This is a genomic window from Curtobacterium sp. 24E2 (assembly GCF_016925595.1).
Taxonomy (GTDB): Bacteria; Actinomycetota; Actinomycetes; order Actinomycetales; family Microbacteriaceae; genus Curtobacterium.
Genome location: NZ_CP068987.1, coordinates 1,725,269 through 1,743,716, shown reverse-complemented (window position 1 = coordinate 1,743,716; position 18,448 = coordinate 1,725,269). Strand labels below are relative to the sequence as shown.

Annotated in this window: 12 protein-coding genes and 5 pseudogenes; 9 read left to right on the top strand and 8 right to left on the bottom strand. The window is 69.6% G+C overall.

Annotated elements, in window-relative coordinates:
• Nucleotides 1–69: 69 nt before the first annotated feature.
• Nucleotides 70–933 (top strand): DsbA family protein, encoded by an 864-nt coding sequence (locus JN350_RS08660; protein WP_205464228.1) that lies wholly within the window; start codon nucleotides 70–72, stop codon nucleotides 931–933.
• An 844-nt stretch (nucleotides 934–1,777) separates the two neighbouring features.
• Here JN350_RS08660 and ndk read toward each other — a convergent pair.
• The 4 genes and pseudogenes from ndk to ileS form a co-directional block, all read right to left on the bottom strand.
• Complete coding sequence (gene ndk / locus JN350_RS08655) at nucleotides 1,778–2,197, bottom strand: nucleoside-diphosphate kinase (RefSeq protein ID WP_111084529.1); 420 nt, start codon at nucleotides 2,195–2,197, stop codon at nucleotides 1,778–1,780.
• A gap of 38 nt (nucleotides 2,198–2,235) precedes the next feature.
• A complete protein-coding gene (locus JN350_RS08650; RefSeq protein ID WP_205464227.1) occupies nucleotides 2,236–2,652 on the bottom strand; it encodes a DUF4233 domain-containing protein in 417 nt (138 codons plus the stop codon).
• A pseudogene (locus JN350_RS08645) lies at nucleotides 2,649–4,105 on the bottom strand (bifunctional folylpolyglutamate synthase/dihydrofolate synthase). The gene JN350_RS08650 and the pseudogene JN350_RS08645 overlap by 4 nt, the downstream one beginning before the upstream one ends.
• Nucleotides 4,102–7,354, bottom strand: a pseudogene (gene ileS, locus JN350_RS08640) (isoleucine--tRNA ligase). Before ileS ends, JN350_RS08645 begins: the two co-directional pseudogenes overlap by 4 nt.
• A 234-nt stretch (nucleotides 7,355–7,588) precedes the next feature.
• On the opposite strand from ileS, the gene JN350_RS08635 reads away from it, so the two are divergent.
• Entirely contained in the window at nucleotides 7,589–8,623 is a 1,035-nt protein-coding gene (locus tag JN350_RS08635; protein ID WP_205464226.1) for a cation diffusion facilitator family transporter, read from the top strand.
• Nucleotides 8,624–8,627: 4 nt separating this feature from the next.
• On the opposite strand, the gene JN350_RS08630 is transcribed toward JN350_RS08635, so the two are convergent.
• Nucleotides 8,628–8,789, bottom strand: coding sequence for a hypothetical protein (locus JN350_RS08630; protein ID WP_205464225.1), 162 nt, complete (start codon nucleotides 8,787–8,789; stop codon nucleotides 8,628–8,630).
• Nucleotides 8,790–8,870: 81 nt separating this feature from the next.
• Here JN350_RS08630 and JN350_RS08625 point away from each other — a divergent pair, with 81 nt between their 5' ends.
• Nucleotides 8,871–9,839, top strand: coding sequence for a helix-turn-helix domain-containing protein (locus JN350_RS08625; RefSeq protein WP_205464224.1), 969 nt, complete (start codon nucleotides 8,871–8,873; stop codon nucleotides 9,837–9,839).
• 1 nt (nucleotide 9,840) lies between these two features.
• Nucleotides 9,841–10,533 carry a hypothetical protein gene (locus tag JN350_RS19260; protein WP_240347652.1) on the top strand — a complete coding sequence of 231 codons (693 nt, stop codon included), beginning with the start codon at nucleotides 9,841–9,843 and terminating at the stop codon, nucleotides 10,531–10,533.
• A 12-nt stretch (nucleotides 10,534–10,545) separates the two neighbouring features.
• Here the strand turns inward: JN350_RS19260 and JN350_RS20130 are convergent, their stop codons facing one another.
• Both JN350_RS20130 and JN350_RS20765 read right to left on the bottom strand, forming a co-directional pair.
• On the bottom strand, nucleotides 10,546–10,668 hold the full coding sequence (locus JN350_RS20130; protein ID WP_275898050.1) for a hypothetical protein: 123 nt from the start codon (nucleotides 10,666–10,668) through the stop codon (nucleotides 10,546–10,548).
• A gap of 95 nt (nucleotides 10,669–10,763) precedes the next feature.
• Nucleotides 10,764–11,132 (bottom strand): annotated as a pseudogene (locus tag JN350_RS20765) (TetR/AcrR family transcriptional regulator); the annotation flags it as partial.
• Between the two features lie 44 nt (nucleotides 11,133–11,176).
• Between JN350_RS20765 and JN350_RS08615 the strand changes: the two are divergent.
• From JN350_RS08615 to JN350_RS19235, 5 genes and pseudogenes are all read left to right on the top strand, one after another.
• A complete protein-coding gene (locus tag JN350_RS08615; RefSeq protein WP_205464222.1) occupies nucleotides 11,177–12,793 on the top strand; it encodes an ABC transporter substrate-binding protein in 1,617 nt (538 codons plus the stop codon).
• Nucleotides 12,794–12,813: 20 nt separating this feature from the next.
• Nucleotides 12,814–13,845 (top strand): ABC transporter permease, encoded by a 1,032-nt coding sequence (locus JN350_RS08610; RefSeq protein WP_240347651.1) that lies wholly within the window; start codon nucleotides 12,814–12,816, stop codon nucleotides 13,843–13,845.
• Nucleotides 13,842–14,722, top strand: a pseudogene (locus JN350_RS20760) (ABC transporter permease). The gene JN350_RS08610 and the pseudogene JN350_RS20760 overlap by 4 nt, the downstream one beginning before the upstream one ends.
• Nucleotides 14,719–16,019, top strand: a pseudogene (locus JN350_RS08600) (ATP-binding cassette domain-containing protein); the annotation flags it as partial. The pseudogenes JN350_RS20760 and JN350_RS08600, both read left to right, overlap by 4 nt.
• A 42-nt stretch (nucleotides 16,020–16,061) precedes the next feature.
• The gene (locus JN350_RS19235) at nucleotides 16,062–16,334 is read left to right on the top strand and encodes a hypothetical protein (protein WP_461964512.1); all 273 of its coding nucleotides are present in this window, start codon (nucleotides 16,062–16,064) and stop codon (nucleotides 16,332–16,334) included.
• A gap of 294 nt (nucleotides 16,335–16,628) precedes the next feature.
• Here the strand turns inward: JN350_RS19235 and proP are convergent, their stop codons facing one another.
• On the bottom strand, nucleotides 16,629–18,230 hold the full coding sequence (gene proP / locus JN350_RS08595) for a glycine betaine/L-proline transporter ProP (RefSeq protein ID WP_240347648.1): 1,602 nt from the start codon (nucleotides 18,228–18,230) through the stop codon (nucleotides 16,629–16,631).
• Nucleotides 18,231–18,448: the final 218 nt, after the last annotated feature.

The window sequence follows — 18,448 nt, the reverse complement described above, 5'->3', positions numbered from 1 at the left end:
ACCGCCAATACAGCACGGAGCACCGAACGGCCGCCACGAACACTTCAGCCTCGATTACGCTCGATGCCCGTGAGCGACAACGAGACGAAGAAGGCGCGCCGTAACGCCGCGCGGGAACGGGCCCGAGAGGCTCGCCAGAAAGAGCAGGCGCGCCGACGCCGCAACCGGATCGCCCTGGTCAGCGCGATCGTCGTCGGGAGCTTGGCGATAGTGACAGCGGTCGTGCTCATCATCTCGAGCTCGATCCAGCCGGCAGGACCGGGCCCGAAGAACATGGCCAGCGACGGGATCCTGCTGAAGGGGCAAAACGGGAAGATCGTCGCCGAACGGACGAAGGCCATTGCGGAGGGCGGGAAGCCCACAGCCACCAAGCAAGACAACAGTGTCGCCAACATCACGGTGTACGAGGACTACCTCTGCCCGATCTGCAACCAGTTCGAGACCGGCAACATGGAGCAGATCAAGAAGTGGGTCAAGGACGGCTCTGCGACGCTTGAGGTTCACCCGTTCAACCTCCTGGATCGATCCTCTCTCGGTTCCAAGTACTCGACGCGATCCGCCGCCGCGGCCGCTTGCGTCGCGAACTACGCCCCGGACAAGTTCCTTGACGTCAACACCGCGCTCTACGCCAACCAGCCACAGGAAGGCACTCGCGGACTCACGAACGCTGAGCTGGCGTCGGTCGTGAAACAGGCGGGCGTCACGAGCAAGGACGTCGCCAGCTGCATCACGAATCAGAACTTCCAAGGCTGGGTCGGCGATGCGACCGACCGCGTGCTGACCGAGCCCCTCGCAAACTCCGATCTCCCGAAGCTCACCGGCACGCCGACCGTCATCGTCAACGGAAAGCAGTACAACGGTGATGCAACGAGTGCCTGGAGCGATGCGAACGCCTTCGCAGCCTTCGTCGAGCAGAACGGTGGGAGCAAGTAACAAACCCCTCACTGCGGCGGGTCGTTTTCGGACGGCCCGCCGTTTCTTGCTGGCTCGACACAAGATTCGATGTTCCACTAGCTTGCCGGTAACACATCAGCGTAGATAGGGGTGCAATACGAAGAAGTCCATCGCCGCGGCTGCAGTTTTGGGGGCCATGCTGGTAGGCAGTCTGGCGTTCGCCAGTCCGGCATCCGCGAAAAACCAATGCGGCGCATTGGGCGTGGAGCGCACTGGAGTGTCGACAGCACGTCTCGTCCACACTTGTGACGCGAAAACTCAGGTCACGTACACAGTGAAGTGTCTGCTTCCGGGGAACAACCAGCAGTACACCCGCTACTTCGCGTCGGCGAAGTGTTTGATCTTCAATGTGACGTGTCCTGGTGGGAATCCGCTCGTATCGGCCAGCTACCGGCTTGGTTGATGGTGATGCGTGAGACCAAGAAGACTCTTTCCCTGGATCGCCGCAGGAGGTCACTGCAAGCCGCTCTGAGCGTGACGCTCGTGGCCACCATACTGGTCGGAGCGCAGATGCTCAGTCCGGTCGGAACCGAACCAGCACGAGCCGCGGGCTTGAACTGCGGACCTACTTCGATCATTCAGGGTGGCAACTTTCTGCACACGTGTAACGGCAAAGGCACAGTTCAGTACACCCTGAACTGCGTGACCTATAACACCGTTCGCTCGTACCGGTGGAACGAGTCCTTCGGGCGTACATACCAGATCTCGGCTCTCTGCTCTCGAGGTGGCTCTGCGCTGAGCGTGAAGTGGAAGATCGTCTAGCCGGCGGTGAAAATAAGAAGGCCTCGCAGATCATCTGCGAGGCCTTCTTGCCGTTTCAGCGTCAGGCGAACCAGAGCGCGAGCTCGCGCGCCGACGACTCGGTGCTGTCCGACCCGTGCACCAGGTTCTGCTGCACCTTGAGGCCCCAGTCGCGACCGAGGTCGCCACGGATGGTGCCGGGTGCGGCGCTGGTCGGGTCGGTGGTGCCGGCGAGCGAGCGGAACCCGGCGATGACACCGTTGCCGGCGACGCGGACGGCGACGACCGGACCGGACTGCATGAACTCGACGAGCGGCTCGAAGAACGGCTTACCCTGGTGCTCCTCGTAGTGCGCGTCCAACAGGTCGCGCGGCGCGGTGAGCATCTTCAGGTCGACGATCTCGTAGCCCTTCGACTCGATGCGGCGGAGGATCTCACCGGTGAGCTGGCGGGCGACGCCGTCGGGCTTGACGAGGACGAGGGTCTCTTCGAGGTCGGACACGCAGTACTCCTAGTGTGTTCGCGGGATCGGAGGGGTGGTCAGTCCTCGCCCATGGCGGCCCGGCGCGCGGCGTTCTGACGGTCGAGTTGACCGCCCTTGACGAAGCAGAAGACCCACAGCGCCAGGAACACCACGGCGACCGCGAACATGAACGGTTCGATGAACCCGGTGGCGAGGATGGCCGCCTGCAGCAGCCACCCGAACCCTACACCGGCGGGGTTGCCGGTCAGGCGTGCGGCCAGCGCCAGCACGATCATCGCGCCGATGCCACCGCCGAACGCCAGGGCCGGCGGCAGGGTCCCCTTGCCGAACACGACGAGCATCGGGAAGAAGAACATGATCGCCTCGAGCACGAGCGCGATCGACAGCAGGCTCTCCCGCGCCCCGCGGTCGCGTCGCGGCTTGCGGGTGCGCGGTGCACGCCCCGGCCGGGAGGCACGTGGTGCGTTCGTCACTTCGTCTCGCCTTCCCGGTGGACCAGGTCCATGACCGCACCCACCATCACGATGGAGCCCGCGACGAGCACGAGGGCGTCCTCGGCGTCCGCCTCGTCCGCCAGGTCGCGTGCCTGCTGGAGGGCGGCGGCGAGTGACGGCTCGACGACGACGCGGTCCGCGCCGACCTCGTCCACGACGACCTTCGCGAAGGCGTCCGCGTCGAGGGCACGCTCCCCGGTGGCTGCGTGACGACGAAGGTCTCGACGGTGCCCTTCAGCGCGCGCACGAACCCACGGGCGTCCTTGTCGCCGAGGATCCCGACGACGCCGACGACGTGCTCGGACGGGAACGCCACGGGCAGGGCCTCGGCCAGTGCCGCGGCGCCGTGCGGGTTGTGCGCCGCGTCGACCACGACGGTCGGGTCGGTGGCGATCGGCTGGAGGCGGCCGGGGCTGGTGGCACCGGCGAGGCCCTCGGACAGGACGTCCTCGTCGAGCGCCTGGGTACCCCGACCGAGGAACGACTCGACCGCGGCGATCGCGACGGCCGCGTTGTGCGCCTGGTGCCGACCGAACAGCGGCAGGAACAGGTCGTCGTAGCGGCCGGCGATGCCCTGCACGGTGATGAGCTGACCGCCCACCGCCGGCGTCACGTCCAGGACACTGAACCCGGCGCCCTCGACCGCGAGGGTCGACTCGGTGAGCTCGGCGGCACGCTCGAGTTCGACGAGCGCCTCGGGGACCTGCTCGCTCGACACCACGGCGGACGACGGCTTGATGATCCCGGACTTGGTCCGCGCGATCTCCGCCACGGTGCTGCCGAGCTGCTTCGCGTGGTCGATGGCGATCGGCGTGAACACCGCGACCTGGCTCTGCACGACGTTGGTGGAGTCCCACTCGCCGCCCATGCCGACCTCGATCACGGCGACGTCGACCGGTGCCTCGGCGAAGCACGCCAGGGCCAGGACGGTCAGTGCCTCGAAGAAGGTGAGCGGGAGCTCGCCCTTGTCCGTGAGCTCCTTGTCGGTGAGCTCGAGGACGGGGGCGATGTCGTCCCAGTTCTCGACGAACCGGCTCGGCTCGATCGGCTGCCCGTCGATGACGATGCGTTCCCTGATCGACACCAGGTGCGGGCTCGTCATCAGGCCGGTGCGCAGCCCGTGGGCACGGACGATGCTCTCGGTCGTGCGCGCGGTGGACGTCTTGCCGTTCGTGCCGGTGATGTGGATCACCGGGTACGCCAGGTGCGGGTCCCCGAGCAGCTCGACGGCGCGACGGGTCGCGGTCAGGCGGTGCTCGGGCGACTGCTCGCCGATCCGGGCGTACAGGGCGGCCTCGACGCGCTTGACATCGTCGTCGTCACCGCCGTACGGCACGGCCTCGACCGGAGCGTCACCGGACGGCCCCACCGGGATCCGGATGCCGTCCTCGTCGTGCTGGTCGTGCTCGTCGTACTGGTCGTCGTCGCTCATGCGCGTGACACCTCCACAGTCACCTTCGCGCCGTCACCGACATCGGTGGTGGCGCCTGCCCCGAGGGGCACGATCTCGACGCTCGTCGCCAGGGTCTCCCCGCGATGAGCTGCTGGTGGGTGCCCACCGACGCGTCGGCGGCCTCGTCGACCCCGAGGGTCAGGACGATGCGGTCGCTGACGTCCAGGTCGGCGTCGCGTCGGGCCTGTTGGACGGCGCGGACGACGTCGCGGGCGAGCCCCTCGGCCTCGAGCTCGGGCGTGGTCACGGTGTCGAGCACCACGAAGCCGCCCTCGTCGAGGAACGCCACGGCGACCGACGGGTCGGCGACGGTGAGGTCGAGCGTGTACTCGCCCTCGACCAGGTCGACACCGCCGACGGTCACGCCGGACTCGGTCGCGGTCCAGTCGCCCTTCTTGGCGGCCGGGATCACCTGCTGCACGGCCTTGCCGATGCGCGGACCGGCGACGCGGGCGTTGACGGTGAGCTTCCGCTCGATGCCGTACTGCGCCAGTGACTCCTCGGCCTGGGCCTCGAGCACGACCCGCTTGACGTTCAGCTCGTCGCGCAGGATGTCGGCGAACGGTTCGACCGCCGCCGGGTCCGGCACCACGAGGGTGAGCGTGGCGAGCGGCAGCCGGACGCGCTTGCCGGTCGCCTTGCGGAGCGCGAGGCCCTTCGAGGCGACGTCGCGCACGCGGTCCATGGCCGCGACGAGGGCGTCGTCGGCGGGGAACTCGGCCGCGTCGGGGAAGTCCGTCAGGTGCACACTCCGGCCACCGGTCAGGCCCTTCCAGATCTCCTCGGTGACGAGCGGGGCGAGCGGGGCCGCCACGCGGGTCAGGGTCTCGAGCACCGTGTACAGGGTGTCGAACGCCGCACGGGCGTCGTCCCCTGCCGCACCGTCGGCCCCGGTCCAGAACTTGTCGCGCGACCGGCGGACGTACCAGTTCGTCAGCACGTCGGCGAAGTCGCGGACGGCCTGGGCCGCGAGCGGGGTGTCGAGCGCGTCGAGGTGCTGCTGCACGTCGGACACGAGCACCCGGGTCTTCGCGAGCAGGTACCGGTCGAGGACGTCGGTGCTGTCCGTTCGACGGGACGCCTGGTACCCGTCGGGTCCGGAGGCGTTCGCGTAGAGGGTGAAGAAGTAGTACGTCGACCACAGCGGGAGCATGAACTCGCGGACGCCCTGGCGGATGCCCTCTTCGGTGACGACGAGGTTGCCACCGCGGATCACCGACGAGGACATCAGGAACCAGCGCATGGCGTCGGCACCGTCGCGGTCGAACACCTCGGAGACGTCCGGGTAGTTCCGCAGCGACTTCGACATCTTCTGCCCGTCCGAGCCGAGGACGATGCCGTGGCTGATGACGTTCTCGAAGGCCGGTCGGTCGAACAGCGCGGTGGACAGCACGTGCATGACGTAGAACCAGCCGCGGGTCTGCCCGATGTACTCGACGATGAAGTCGGCCGGGTTGTGCGACTCGAACCACTCCCGGTTCTCGAACGGGTAGTGCACCTGGGCGTACGGCATCGACCCGGAGTCGAACCAGACGTCGAACACGTCGGTGATCCGGCGCATCGTCGAGTTCCCCGTGGGGTCGTCGGGGTTCGGGCGGGTCAGGTCGTCGATGAACGGGCGGTGCAGGTCGACCTCGCCGTCGGCGTTCAGCGGCAGGCGGCCGAAGTCGCGCTCGATGTCCTCGAGCGAGCCGTACACGTCGGTGCGCGGGTACTCGGGGTCGTCGGACTGCCACACCGGGATCGGCGTGCCGAAGTAGCGGTTGCGCGACACCGACCAGTCGATGGCGCCCGCGACCCACTTGCCGAACTGGCCGTCCTTGACGTTCTCCGGTACCCAGTTGATGTCCTGGTTGAGCTCGCCCATGCGGTCGCGGAAGTCGGTGACCCGCACGAACCACGACGACACGGCCTTGTAGATGAGGGCTTCCGGCACCGCCAGCAGTGCGGATAGCTGTGCTCGTAGGACGCCTGGCGGAGCAGGCGACCGGCGTCGCGGACGGCCTTGGTCAGCGGCTTGTTCGCGTCGGACCAGAGCATGCCGGCGACCTCGCCGAACTGCGAGGTGAAGACCCCGCCCTCGTCGAGGGAGAGCACCACGGGGATGCCGGCGGCGGCGCAGACCACCTGGTCGTCGGCGCCGTAGGCCGGGGCCTGGTGCACGATGCCGGTGCCCTCGCCGGTCTCGACGTAGTCGGCGACCAGGATGCGCCAGGCGTGCTCCATGCCCTCGGCCTCCGCGAGGAAGTCGAACAGGCGCTCGTACTCGACGCCGTCGAGCTCCGCGCCCGCCAGGGTGCGGACGACCGCGGCAGCGGCGTCCTCGGCCGTCTCGTAGCCGAGGTCCTTCGCGTAGGCGGCCACGGTGTCCGAAGCCAGCAGGTAGGAGACGGAACCGGCGTCGGCACCGTCAGCTGCGCCTCCCGGCCCCGCAGGGAGCACCACGTACGAGACCGCAGGCCCGACCGCCAGGGCGGCGTTCGTGGGCAGGGTCCAGGGGGTCGTCGTCCAGGCGAGCGCACGCACGCCGGCCAGCCCGAGCGACTCGGCGCGCGCACCCTGCAGCGGGAACGACACCGTGACGGACTGGTCCTGACGCATCTTGTAGACGTCGTCGTCCATGCGCAGCTCGTGGTTCGACAGCGGCGTCTGGTCGTTCCAGCAGTACGGCAGGACCCGGAAGCCCTCGTACGCCAAGCCCTTGTCCCAGAGCTGCTTCCACGCCCACAGCACGCTCTCCATGAACGTGGTGTCGAGCGTCTTGTAGTCGTCCTCGAAGTCGACCCAGCGCGCCTGGCGGGTGACGTACTGCTGCCACTCGTCGGTGTACTGCAGCACGGACTTCTTGGCGGCGGCGTTGAACACGTCGACGCCCATCTCGTCGATCTCGTGCTTCTCGGTGATGCCGAGCTGGCGCATCGCCTCGAGCTCGGCGGGCAGCCCGTGGGTGTCCCAGCCGAAGCGGCGGTGCACCTGCTTGCCGCGCATGGTCTGGTAGCGCGGGAAGACGTCCTTCGCGTACCCGGTCAGCAGGTGACCGTAGTGTGGCAGGCCGTTCGCGAACGGCGGGCCGTCGTAGAAGGTCCACTCGTCGCAGCCCTGGCGCTGGTCGATGGACGCCTGGAACGTGTCGTCGCCCTTCCAGAAGGCGAGGATCCCCCGCTCGACGGCGGGGAAGGACGGCGACGGGGTGGCTCCGTCGTTGCTGGAGTTGAGCGGGTACGGCACCGGGGGCTCCTGAGGATCGCGGATGTGACTTCCCACGAGGACGGAGCGTGCTCCGCGGTACCACCTCGCTTGCCGTGGACAGCTGCCCACGACCGCTCGTGTTCGGGATCGTGCGCGGCCCGGCCCGCCCGGTTCTACTGACGGGCGGACCCGCGTTCTTCCGGAGGCTCCCCGGTGATGGCCGGATCGACGCCTGTTCGAGAAGAGTTTAGCGGACGGGAGCATGCTGGAGCGATGCCCGACTCTCCTGAGCAGGAGGACCGCCCTGAGTCCCTGCTCACCGTCATCATCGCGTTCGGCGCGAACCTCCTCGTCGCGATCGCCAAGACCATCGCCTCGCTCATCACCGGATCGGCGTCGATGGTCGCCGAGGCGGCGCACTCGTGGGCCGACACCGGGAACGAGATCTTCCTCCTCGTGGCGGAGCGTCGAGGAGCCCGGAAGCGCGACACGGCGCACCCGCTCGGGTACGGGCGAGAGACCTACATCTGGTCGATGTTCGCGGCGTTCGGCCTGTTCACCGCGGGCGCGATCGTGTCGATCTACCACGGCATCACCGAGCTCGGGGACACCGGGCCGGCCGAGGACGTCGTCCTGAACTACATCGTGCTCGCGGTGTCGTTCTGCCTCGAGGGCACGAGCTTCCTGCAGGCGTACCGGCAGGCGCACGGTGCCGCGACGAAGCGTCGGGTCCCGGTGCTGCGCCACGTGCTGCAGTCGTCGAACCCGACCCTGCGTGCGGTGTTTGCCGAGGACGCCGCCGCGCTGGTCGGCCTCGTCGTCGCGTTCCTCGGGGTGTTCCTGCACCAGATCACCGGCCTGGCCGTCTTCGACGCCGTCGGCTCGATCGCGATCGGCGTCCTGCTCGGGGTCGTCGCGATCATCCTCATCGACCGCAACCGCCGGTTCCTGCTCGGCGAGAGCACGTCCCCGGAGCTCGAGAACGCGGTGCTCGTCGAACTGCTCCGCCGCTCGCAGATCGAACGGGTGACCTACCTGCACCTGGAGTTCGTCGGACCGTCGCGGGTGTACCTCGTCGCCGCGGTCGACCTCACCGGGAACGAGAACGAGGAGCACGTCGCGGTGCGGCTCCGGGAGGTCGAGCAGTCGCTCGAGGACAGCCAGTACATCGAGGAAGCGGTCCTCACGCTGAGCTACCCCGGGGACGCCTCACTGCGGCCGACGAGCGACGAGGTGCCCGAGGTCGTGCGCGACGGCACGGTCGAGGACGTCGCGGCCGGGGGCGCGGGGACGCTGCGCACGGACTGACGCTTCAGTGCGGGTCGAGCGTTATCACCATTGCGAGCGCTGCGGCGGCCACCTGGTGAACGATGAGCCGCCCCGGTTGTGCCACGAGCATGGCCACGGTCCCGACCGTGACTGTCACGACGAGAAACGGCGTGACGCCGCGTGCCACGTACCAGAACTCGCCCACGAGGACGGCAAGGCGAATCCGGATCTGTGGAGGATCGCGCGCCGCCCGCAGTGCGTCGGCGGTAGCGAATAGGCTCTCGCCGTGTCGATGAACATGGCTGGAGGGCCCACCACTCAAGGAGCTGGCGAAACCTTTGCCCGACGGCGGCGCTCGCAGAGAGTCTCCACTGCCGACATCGCGGCACGCGCCGGACTCCCCGAGCATGTACTCATCGCCTTCGAGGCGGGTTACCAAGACGTTTCGCTCGGGATCTTCACCCAGCTCGTCGCTGCCATTGGCTTGGATTTAGTGGAGTACTTTGCACCAACGGTGAGCGCGCCGGCTGCGACGGCACGGTCCTACCGATTCCACGGCGCGTTCGACATCGAACCAGGCTTTCGAGTGACGGGGGCCGATGTGGTCGAGGCGGTGCTCGATGCGGACGTGACGCTCGCAGCGCTGCCCCGGAGCCTCTTCCGGACGCTCGACCTGAAGACGCAGAGCAGCATGGTCGGGTCGGTGTTCGTCGCCGCTCTAGCGGCTCGAACATCGTCTATCGTGAACCCGATCGAGAAGGGCCATCCGGACATCCTTCCGACGGTCGCTGCGAACTGCACCGAAGCCGAGCTTAGGAACTACCCTTCCGGCCTAGAGGTGAAGACAACCGTCGGGAGCGTCGAGCAGGGCAGCGCACTCGACAACGGCACCGCTCGCGTTGCAGCTCTGCGGGGGATCGGTTGGCAGGCGCATCACAGAGGCGTGCGAGCCCTCATGGCCTTGGTGTGGGACTTCGTCGACGGCACGGAAGATGACCCCGGTTATCCCGTAATCACGGCCGTATTCCACTCGGGTTCGCTCGTTGAGACAGACTGGGGTGCGATCAGCGGCACTACTGGGCGGAACACCAAAGTGACCCAAATGCTCCGATCTGGAGCACACAAGATGGCTAGCGGAGCGATCGCGCTCATCGATCGAGACGATTACCGCAACCGGTACGAGAAGGTCCTTCCCGAGCCGGTGTTCGATCGACTCCTGGAGCGCGCATCCAGCGCCGTCGAGAGCGAGCGGTGACGTGTTTTACTACTACGGTCGCAAGAAGCAACTCGCACGACGTTACCCGGTCCCGGCCTGCGACACGATTATCGAACCCTTCGCAGGTTCTGCCGCGTACTCTCTGCACGGTTTGAATTGGGAACGAAATGTCATCCTCATCGAGCGGGACCCGCGTGTCGTAGATATCTGGAATTGGTTGATCGGTGCGAGCGAACGAGAAATGCGTGCGCTTCCGGAACTCCGTGTCGGGGATCGCTCGTCCGAGTTCCTCCACATCGTGCACGCTGCCACCAAGATGGCGTTCGCCTACAAGACCATCAAGGTAACCCCGGTACTCGAGCGCAACTGGGACATCTCGCGCCGTGTGATGGCCGATTCTCTGCATAAGGTTCGTCACTGGACGGTCGTTCAGGGTGATTACCGCGATGCACCGGACATCAAGGCGACGTGGTTCATCGATCCGCCGTACCGCGGTGCAGCAGGACGGGGCTATCGGTACGGAAGCGACACTCTCGACTACGAGCAGCTCGGAGCCTGGGCGCAGTCGCGCCAGGGACAGGTCATCGCATGCGAAGGAGCTGAAGGGGACTACCTACCCTTCGAGCCGTTGACGACCCATCTGGGTGTGGCCGGAAAACGCAGCCAGGAACGGATCTGGCACCGCCCATTCAGTCCCTGCGGGACGGGCACGATCCGAGTGCGAGCCGCTTGAACCTTCCGCGCGTCAGTGCGCGTCGAGCCCCGCCGCCACCGGCGTGAGCGCGGCGCCGACGTACTCGACCAGCGGCCGGCGACCGACGCCGTCCGCCACCCAGACCCCGAACGCCGCACCCGCGGCACCGAGCATCGCCCCGGACACGGTCTGCGGCCAGAGCGCCGCCGGGTGGTCCCCGTCCGCGAGGCCACGAACGCCGCGACGGTCGCGTGCTGCGCCGTCACCCGGGTCGCGACGCTCGCGACGAGTTCGGGACCGATGCCCATCACCTCGGCCTGGGCGATCGCCCACGGGACCCGCTCGGGATCGTGGGCCCGGGCGGCGGCGAGCAGCGCCGCTTCCACTGCACGGACCGCGGAGGGCTCGGTCGACTCCGCCAGCAGCCCGGGCAGCGACGCGAACGCGGCGTCCAGGTCGAGCCAGAGCACGTCCGACTTCGCCGTGAAGTAGTTGAAGAACGTCGCCCGGCTCACCCCGGCGCGGACGGCGATCTGGTCGACCGTGGTCCGGCCGTACCCCTGCTCGAGGAACAGCTCCGCGGCGGCGTCGGCGAGCACCTCGGCACTCGAGCGTCGGGGCCGTCCACCGCGGCGCATCGGTTCGTCCATGGGCCCCAGTAAACCGCTAGACTCGTCCAGCCATGATCTTGGACTCAGTACAGAAAACCGCCACGGCGGTCGCCGGCGCCGCAGCGCTCCTCCTCGTCCTCGCCGGGTGCACGGGCGGAAGCGCGACGAGCAGCAGCACGCCGGTGACCGGCGGCACGCTCGTGTACGCCTCCGGCGACGCCGAACCCACCTGCCTCGACCCGCACGTGGGCGGCAACTACCCGCAGGCACTGCTGTCCAGCCAGTACATCGAGGAGCTCACCGCGCTCGACGACGGCAAGCCCGTCCCCGCGCTGGCGAAGTCGTGGACCACGAGCGACGACGGCAAGACCCTCACCTTCACGCTCCGCGACGACGTGACCTTCACCGACGGCACGCCCTTCGACGCCGCTGCGGTCGTGGCGAACATCGAGCACGTGCAGGACCCGGCGACGGCGTCGAGCACGGGGTACCTCGCGCTGCAGTCGATCACGAAGGCGACCGCCACCGACGACCACACCGTCACGCTGACGCTGAGCCGTCCGGACAGCGCCCTGCTCGAGTCGTTCTCGCAGCCGTGGGTCGGCATGGAGTCACCGAAGGCCCTGCAGCGCTCGCAGGAGGCCAACTGCGAGTCACCCGTGGGCACCGGCCCGTTCGAGGTCACCGCCTGGAAGCACGGCGACCGCGTGACCCTCCGGAAGAACGCTGACTACTGGGGAGCGACCGCGCCCCGGCTCGACGGCATCACCTGGCGCTTCCTGCCCGACTCGACCTCCCGCTACGCGGCGCTGCAGTCCGGTCAGGTCGACGTCATCGACAACGCCCAGCCCGACCAGCTCAGGGCGGCGTCGGCGAAGGGCTCGATCCGCGACCTCGACGCCCCGCGTCCCGGTGCGTCGAACCGCCTCGAGCTGAACTCCGGCCACGGGGTCTTCCGCGACGAGGCCGTCCGCAAGGCGTTCATCGCCGGCGCCGAGATCGACCCGGGCATCCGGAGCCTGTTCCTCGGGACGGCGAAGCGCTCGTACTCGGTGCTCTCCAGCGTCGAGCCGTACGGGTACTCCGACAAGAGCCTGTTCGGGTACTCCCCGACGAAGGCGAAGCAGCTGCTCGACGACGCCGGCTGGAAGGTCGGCAGCGACGGCATCAGGGAGAAGGACGGCCAGCAGCTCACCGTCACGTTCCCGGTGTCGACGAACCAGTCCGTCCCCGCCGAACGCAGCCTGTTCCAGCAGATCCAGGCGTCCGAGAAGGCCGTCGGGTTCAAGGTCGTCCTGAATGAGCTCGACCTGTCCAGCTGGTACGCGGCCCTCGCGGCGAACCAGTACGACGTCGTCAGCGCCCCGTACACGAAGGTCGGCGCGGACGTCCTCCGCATCCTCTACGACAGCGCGAGCATCACGCCCGCCCCGTCGGGGTACTTCGCGAACCTCGCCCAGCTCGACTACCCGGAGCTCGACGACCTGCTGCAGCGTGCCGCGCAGACCTCGGACACGTCCGAGCGCGGGGACCTGTACGAGCAGGCGCAGGAGATCATCCTGTCCAGCGGCACCGTGCTCCCCCTCTACGACCAGCAGAACCACTTCCTGGTGCGCTCCAGCGTGCACGGCGTGCAGACCACCGCGGTGTCGACGCCGTGGTTCGGCACGGCCTGGATCGACCGCTGACACCGGCCTGGAGGCACGGATTGCGTCGCGGACGTCGGAGCACGCCCGCCGGGTGGTCGGCGTGGGCCCTGTGGGGACTCCGCCGCCTGGCCGGCGGCATCGGCGTGCTCTGGGCCGTCGCGACGATCGTGTTCGTCGCGATCCGGCTCATCCCCGGCGACCCGGCGCTCGCGATCCTCGGCGGACCCGGCTCGCAGGCCTCGGCCGAGGCCGTGGCGCAGGTCCGACAGGAGTACGGCCTGGACCGACCGGTGCTCGTGCAGTACGTCGTGTTCCTGGGGCGACTGGCGACCGGTCACCTCGGTGACTCCTACGCGTTCCGGACCCCGGTCGCGACGCTCCTCGGCCAGCAGCTGCCCGTGACGCTGACGCTCGCGGTCCTCGGGCTCGTCGTCGCCTGGGTGCTCGCGATCGTCGCCGCGTGGTGGTCGACCCAGCGCGGCCGGTTCGCCGCCGGTCTGACGAGCGCCCTGAGCGTCACCGCGAGCGTCACGCCGCACTTCTGGCTCGGCAGCGTCCTGATCGTGGTGTTCGCCAGCGCGCTGGGGTGGGTCCCCGCCGTGAGCGACGGCACCGCCCGCGGCTGGGTGCTGCCGGTGGTCACGGTCGCCGTGCCGGTCGCCGGGTACCTGGCCGAGACGGTCCGCGACGGCGTGGTGGACGCGCAGCGGTCGGCGTTCGCCCTCGCCGCCCGGAGCCGCGGCGAGACCCGCGCCGGGCTCTTCGGCCGGCACCTCCTCCGGCACGCCGCACTGCCGGGCATCGCCCTGTCCGCCTGGGCCTTCGGGTCGCTCGTCTCCGGGGCCGTCGTCGTCGAGTCGGTGTTCGCGCTCCCGGGCATCGGCCGTGCCCTCGTGACCGCCGTCACGCAGCGGGACATGCCCCTCGTGGCAGGCATCGCGCTCGTCTCGGCAGCGGCGTACGTCGTCGTCCTCGCCGTCGCCGACCTCGTCGAGCGGTTGGTGGACCCACGCGCCGACGCGACCCGACCCGGTGGCCGCACCAGGCGGCGCGCCCCGCGCGTCACCCGGTCCGAGGCGGGCGCACGGTGAGCGGCATCGCCGAGCCGAGCCTCCAGGCCGGTGCCCAGCGCGACCCGTCCGACGGACGGCCCGAGCGGTTCCATAGTGGGACGCTCGGACCGGCCGGCACGGTCGCGGCGGTGGTGGTGGCCGTGGCGGTCGTCGCCGCTGTCTGGCCCGCGCTGCTGGGTGGCGGCGACCCGCTCGCCGTGCACCCGTCGGACGCGCTACTCGCGCCGAGTGGCACCCACCCGTTCGGCACCGACGAGTCCGGCCGGGACGTCCTCGCCCGGGTGGTCGCGGGGACGCGGGCCTCGCTCGTCGTCGGGGTCGTCGCGACGCTCGTCGGCGGCGGGGTCGGCATCGTGCTCGGCGTCGTCGCGGGACTCGGCGGCCGGGTGGTCGACGCCGTCGTGGGACGGATCACCGAGGTCGCGTTCGCCCTGCCGCTGCTGCTCGTCGCACTGGTCGTCATCGCGGTGACCGGCCCCGGGCCCGTCCCGGCGATGCTCGCGGTCGGGTTCGCCACCGCGCCCGGGTACGCCCGCATCGTGCGGGGGCTCGTGCTCCGCGCCCGGTCCTCGCAGGTCATCGAGACCGCCGTGGTGATGGGACGTTCCCCGGCCGGATCGTCCTCCGACACGTGCTGCCCGCGGCGCTCTGGCCCGTCGTCGCCGTCGGGACCCTCGGCATCGGGCAGGCGATCGTGTGGGCCTCGGCCCTCAGCTACCTCGGCGTCGGCACGCCACCACCGGCCCCGGAGTGGGGCGCGATGCTCGCCGACGGCCGCACCTACTTGCAGACCGCCCCGTGGATGAGCACCTTCCCCGGTCTCGCGATCGTCGTCCTGGCGACCGCGGTGACGGTGCTCGGGCGGGCGATCAGACGAACGGGAGCCCTCCGATGACCGTCCTCGACATGCGCGGCCTCACCGTCGCGATCGGCGGCACGACCGTCGTCCACGACGTCGCTCTCCGGGTCGAGGCGGGCGAGTGCGTCGCACTCGTCGGCGCGTCCGGTTCGGGCAAGACCGTGACCGCGCGCGCCGCGCTGGGCCTGTCCGCCGCCGGTTCCGCCGTCCGGGTCGACCGGCTCACGGTGGCCGGACTCGACGTCCGTGCGTTCTCCGACCGGCGCTGGCGATCGGTCCGGGGATCGCGGGTCGGCTACGTCGGCCAGGAGGCACTGGGCGCCCTGGACCCGCTGCGTCCCGTCGGGCGCGAGGTCGCCGATGCACTGCGACTGCACACCGAGATGACCGCGGCCGCGCGGGTGGACGCCGTCCGCGCCGCCTTCGAGGCCGTCGGCCTGGACCCGTCGATCGCGACGGACGGTCGGCTCGCCGGGACCCTGTCCGGCGGGATGCGGCAGCGGGCGCTCATCGCCGCCGCGACGGTCGGGTCGCCGGAACTCGTCGTCGCGGACGAACCCACCACCGCGCTGGACGCCGGGGTCGCCGTCACGGTGATGGAGCAGCTCCGTGCCGCTCAGGCGCGCGGGGCCGGACTCCTCGTGATCACGCACGACCTCGGGCTCGTCGTGGGCTGGGCCGACCGGGTGGTCGTCATGCACGAGGGACGCGTCGTCGAGGAGGGACCGGTGGGCTCGGTGTTCGCGACGCCGCAGCACGAGGCGACCCAGGCACTGGTGCGCGCCGCGGGTGGCGCGGGTGGCCCTGGCGCAGTGTGCGAGGTTCCGGGCACCGTGCGGGGCGCCGAGGCTCGCACGTCGCGCGGAACCTCGCACCGTGCGGGCCCGGTGCTCGCCGCCGCCGGGATCTCGCGCGCATTCGACGGGGTCCGCGCCGTCGACGACGTGTCGTTCGGGCTCGGACGAGGCCGGGTGCTCGGCGTCATCGGCGCGTCCGGGTCCGGCAAGACGACGCTCGCGCGGATCCTGCTCGGGCTCGAGACGCCCGACACCGGCACCGTCACGCTCGACGGCGCACCCTGGGTCCCGCTCGACGAACGCGACCGACGCCCGCACCGGCACCGACTCGCCGCGGTCGTGCAGGACCCGGGGGCGACGTTCGACGAGCGGTGGAGCGTCGAGCGGGCTCTCGCGGACGCGTTCTCCGGCGGTGCCGAACGCTCGGCCCGGGGGCCGCTCGGGCAGCGGGTCGACGCGGCGCTCGAACAGGTCGGCCTCGACCCCGTGCTCCGACGACGATCCCCGCTGACACTGTCCGGGGGCAACGGCAGCGGCTCGCGATCGCCCGGGCGCTGGCGACGTCACCCGAGGTGATCGTGCTCGACGAACCCGTCACGGCACTCGACGCCACGGTGCAGGACGCCGTGCTGACCCTGCTCGAGGGGCTGCGCGACACCACCGGCGTGGCGATGGTGTTCGTGTCGCACGACCTCCGGGCGGTCCGGCGGATGGCCGACGACGTGCTGGTCGTGCACGAGGGGCGCGTCGTGGAGCACGGCCCCGCGGCGTCGGTGTTCGACCGACCGACGCACGCCGTGACCGCGCGGCTGCTGCACGCGGCCGACCGGCTCGCGACCGGCGTCGCGTAGCGCGGCCCCGAGTTTCGCGCTGGGCGACAGTTCTCGCGGCGCAGCGCGCGAGAACTGTCGCTCAGCGCGAATGACCGCGCGACCGGGCCGAGTCTCGGGGACGCGCGCACAGCCCTGGACGCGACTGGGGGCACGGCGCGACGCCCGTGACGGACGCGCGCCGTGCCTCCAGGCCGTGGTGCGTCCGTTCCTTCCCAGAACGGGTGCGATGGGAAGCGGAAACGGGCGTACCCGGTCGAAAGAAACGACCAGGTACGCCCGTTTCCGGCAAGTGCACTGCGGGGCGCCGTGCGACTACGAGCCCGCGGGCTCCTTCTTCTCGTCACCCTTCTTCGCCGCGCCGGCCGAGATGATCGGGATCTCGCTCGTCGCGAAGTCCTTCGCCCAGTCCGACTGCGCGAACTCCGACGTCGGGTCGTTGTAGTCCTCGATGACGCCGGCGACCTCGTCCTCGGAACCGACCGTCGGGCCGGAGCCCATGAGCGGGGTGGCGGCGGTCTCCTTGGTGAAGTACACCGCGACGAGCCCGATGACGGCGGCCAGCATCAGGTAGAACGCCGGGATGTCCTCGGCCCAGCCGTAGCCGGCGTCCTTCGCGGCGTTGATGAGCGCCGAGGTCGCGAGCGGGGTGGTGCCACCGAACAGCGACACCGAGACGTTGAACGCGATCGCCAGGGCGCCGTAGCGGATGATCGTCGGGAACAGCGCGGGCAGCGTCGACGGCATGGTCGAGGTGAACGTGACGAGCACGACACCGAGGATGAGCAGGCCGGAGAACACCCCGACGCCCGTGCCGGTCTGGACGAGCTTGAGGGCCGGCCAGGACAGCAGGATGAAGCCGATGCAGCCGGCGGCGAGGACCGGGCGACGACCGAACTTGTCGGACAGCCGGCCACCGAACGTGATGACGACCATCATGAGCAGCATCACGACGACGATCAGGATGAGGCCGAACGTGGCGTTCTGGCCGAGGTTCTGCTCGAGGTAGGTCGGCATGTACGACAGCAGCATGTAGTCGGTCACGTTGAAGACCAGGACCAGGCCGATGCAGATGATGAGCGCGCGCCAGTTCTCGGCGAAGAGCTTGAGGAACGGGGTCTTCTGCCCCTCGCGCTCGGCGGCCTGCTCCTGCTGCTTCTGGAAGGCCGGGGTCTCCTCGAGCTTGAGGCGCAGGTACAGGCCGATCAGGCCGAGCGGGCCCGCGATGATGAACGGGATGCGCCAGCCCCAGCTGAGCAGGGCGTCCTCGGACAGGCCGAACTGCAGGCCGGTGACGATCGACGCGCCGAGCACGTAGCCGGCCAGGGTGCCGAACTCGAGCCACGAGCCCATGAACCCGCGGCGCTTGTCCGGCGAGTACTCGGCGATGAAGGTCGCGGCGCCGCCGTACTCACCGCCGGTCGAGAAGCCCTGCACGAAGCGGGCAACGAGCAGCAGGACCGGAGCCCAGAAGCCGATCGAGTCGTACGACGGGATCAGGCCGATCATCAGCGTGCCGGCGGCCATCAGGATCATCGTCAGCGCGAGGACCTTCTGCCGGCCGATCTTGTCGCCGATCGGGCCGAAGACGGCGCCACCGATCGGACGGACGATGAAGGCGGCGGCGAAGAACCCGAAGGTCGCGACGATGTTCGCGGCCGGGTCGCCCTGTGGCAGGAAGACCTGCGAGATCGTGACGGTCAGGTACGCGAAGATGCCGAAGTCGAACCACTCCATCGCGTTGCCGAGGGCAGCGGCCGCCACGGCGCGCTTGAGCAGCGACTCCTCGACGACGGTGACGTCGTCCTTCGTCAGCTTGCGCCGAGCGCGCTTCGCAGCGCCCTTCGAGCGCAGCGGTCGGTCGCCGTGCGGCTGCGGCCGATCGCCGTGCGGGTGGGGTGCGTCGTTCGGTGCCAAGAGAGTTCCTCCGGTGTGCGGTGCGTCCTTCGGGCGTCCGGCGGACGGCAACGGTGCAGTTCCTGCGAACCCGCGCTCGCCGGACAAACTCCGACAGACTACCAGGTCCCCGGCGTGTCCGACAGGTCGGTGTGGTAATCGCCGCTCCGAGCGCTCGTGAGCCGCGTCGGTCCCGCCCGCTACGATTGGGACACCCCGCATCGAGCGGGGACACTCAG

Bases quoted from the DNA above. Each gene is read 5' to 3' on its own strand.
- JN350_RS08635 (WP_205464226.1), top strand. From the start codon at position 7,589: ATGCCCGACTCTCCTGAGCAGGAGGACCGCCCTGAGTCCCTGCTCACC.
- JN350_RS20130 (WP_275898050.1), bottom strand. From the start codon at position 10,668: ATGCTCGGTGCCGCGGGTGCGGCGTTCGGGGTCTGGGTGGCGGACGGC.
- JN350_RS08615 (WP_205464222.1), top strand. From the start codon at position 11,177: ATGATCTTGGACTCAGTACAGAAAACCGCCACGGCGGTCGCCGGCGCC.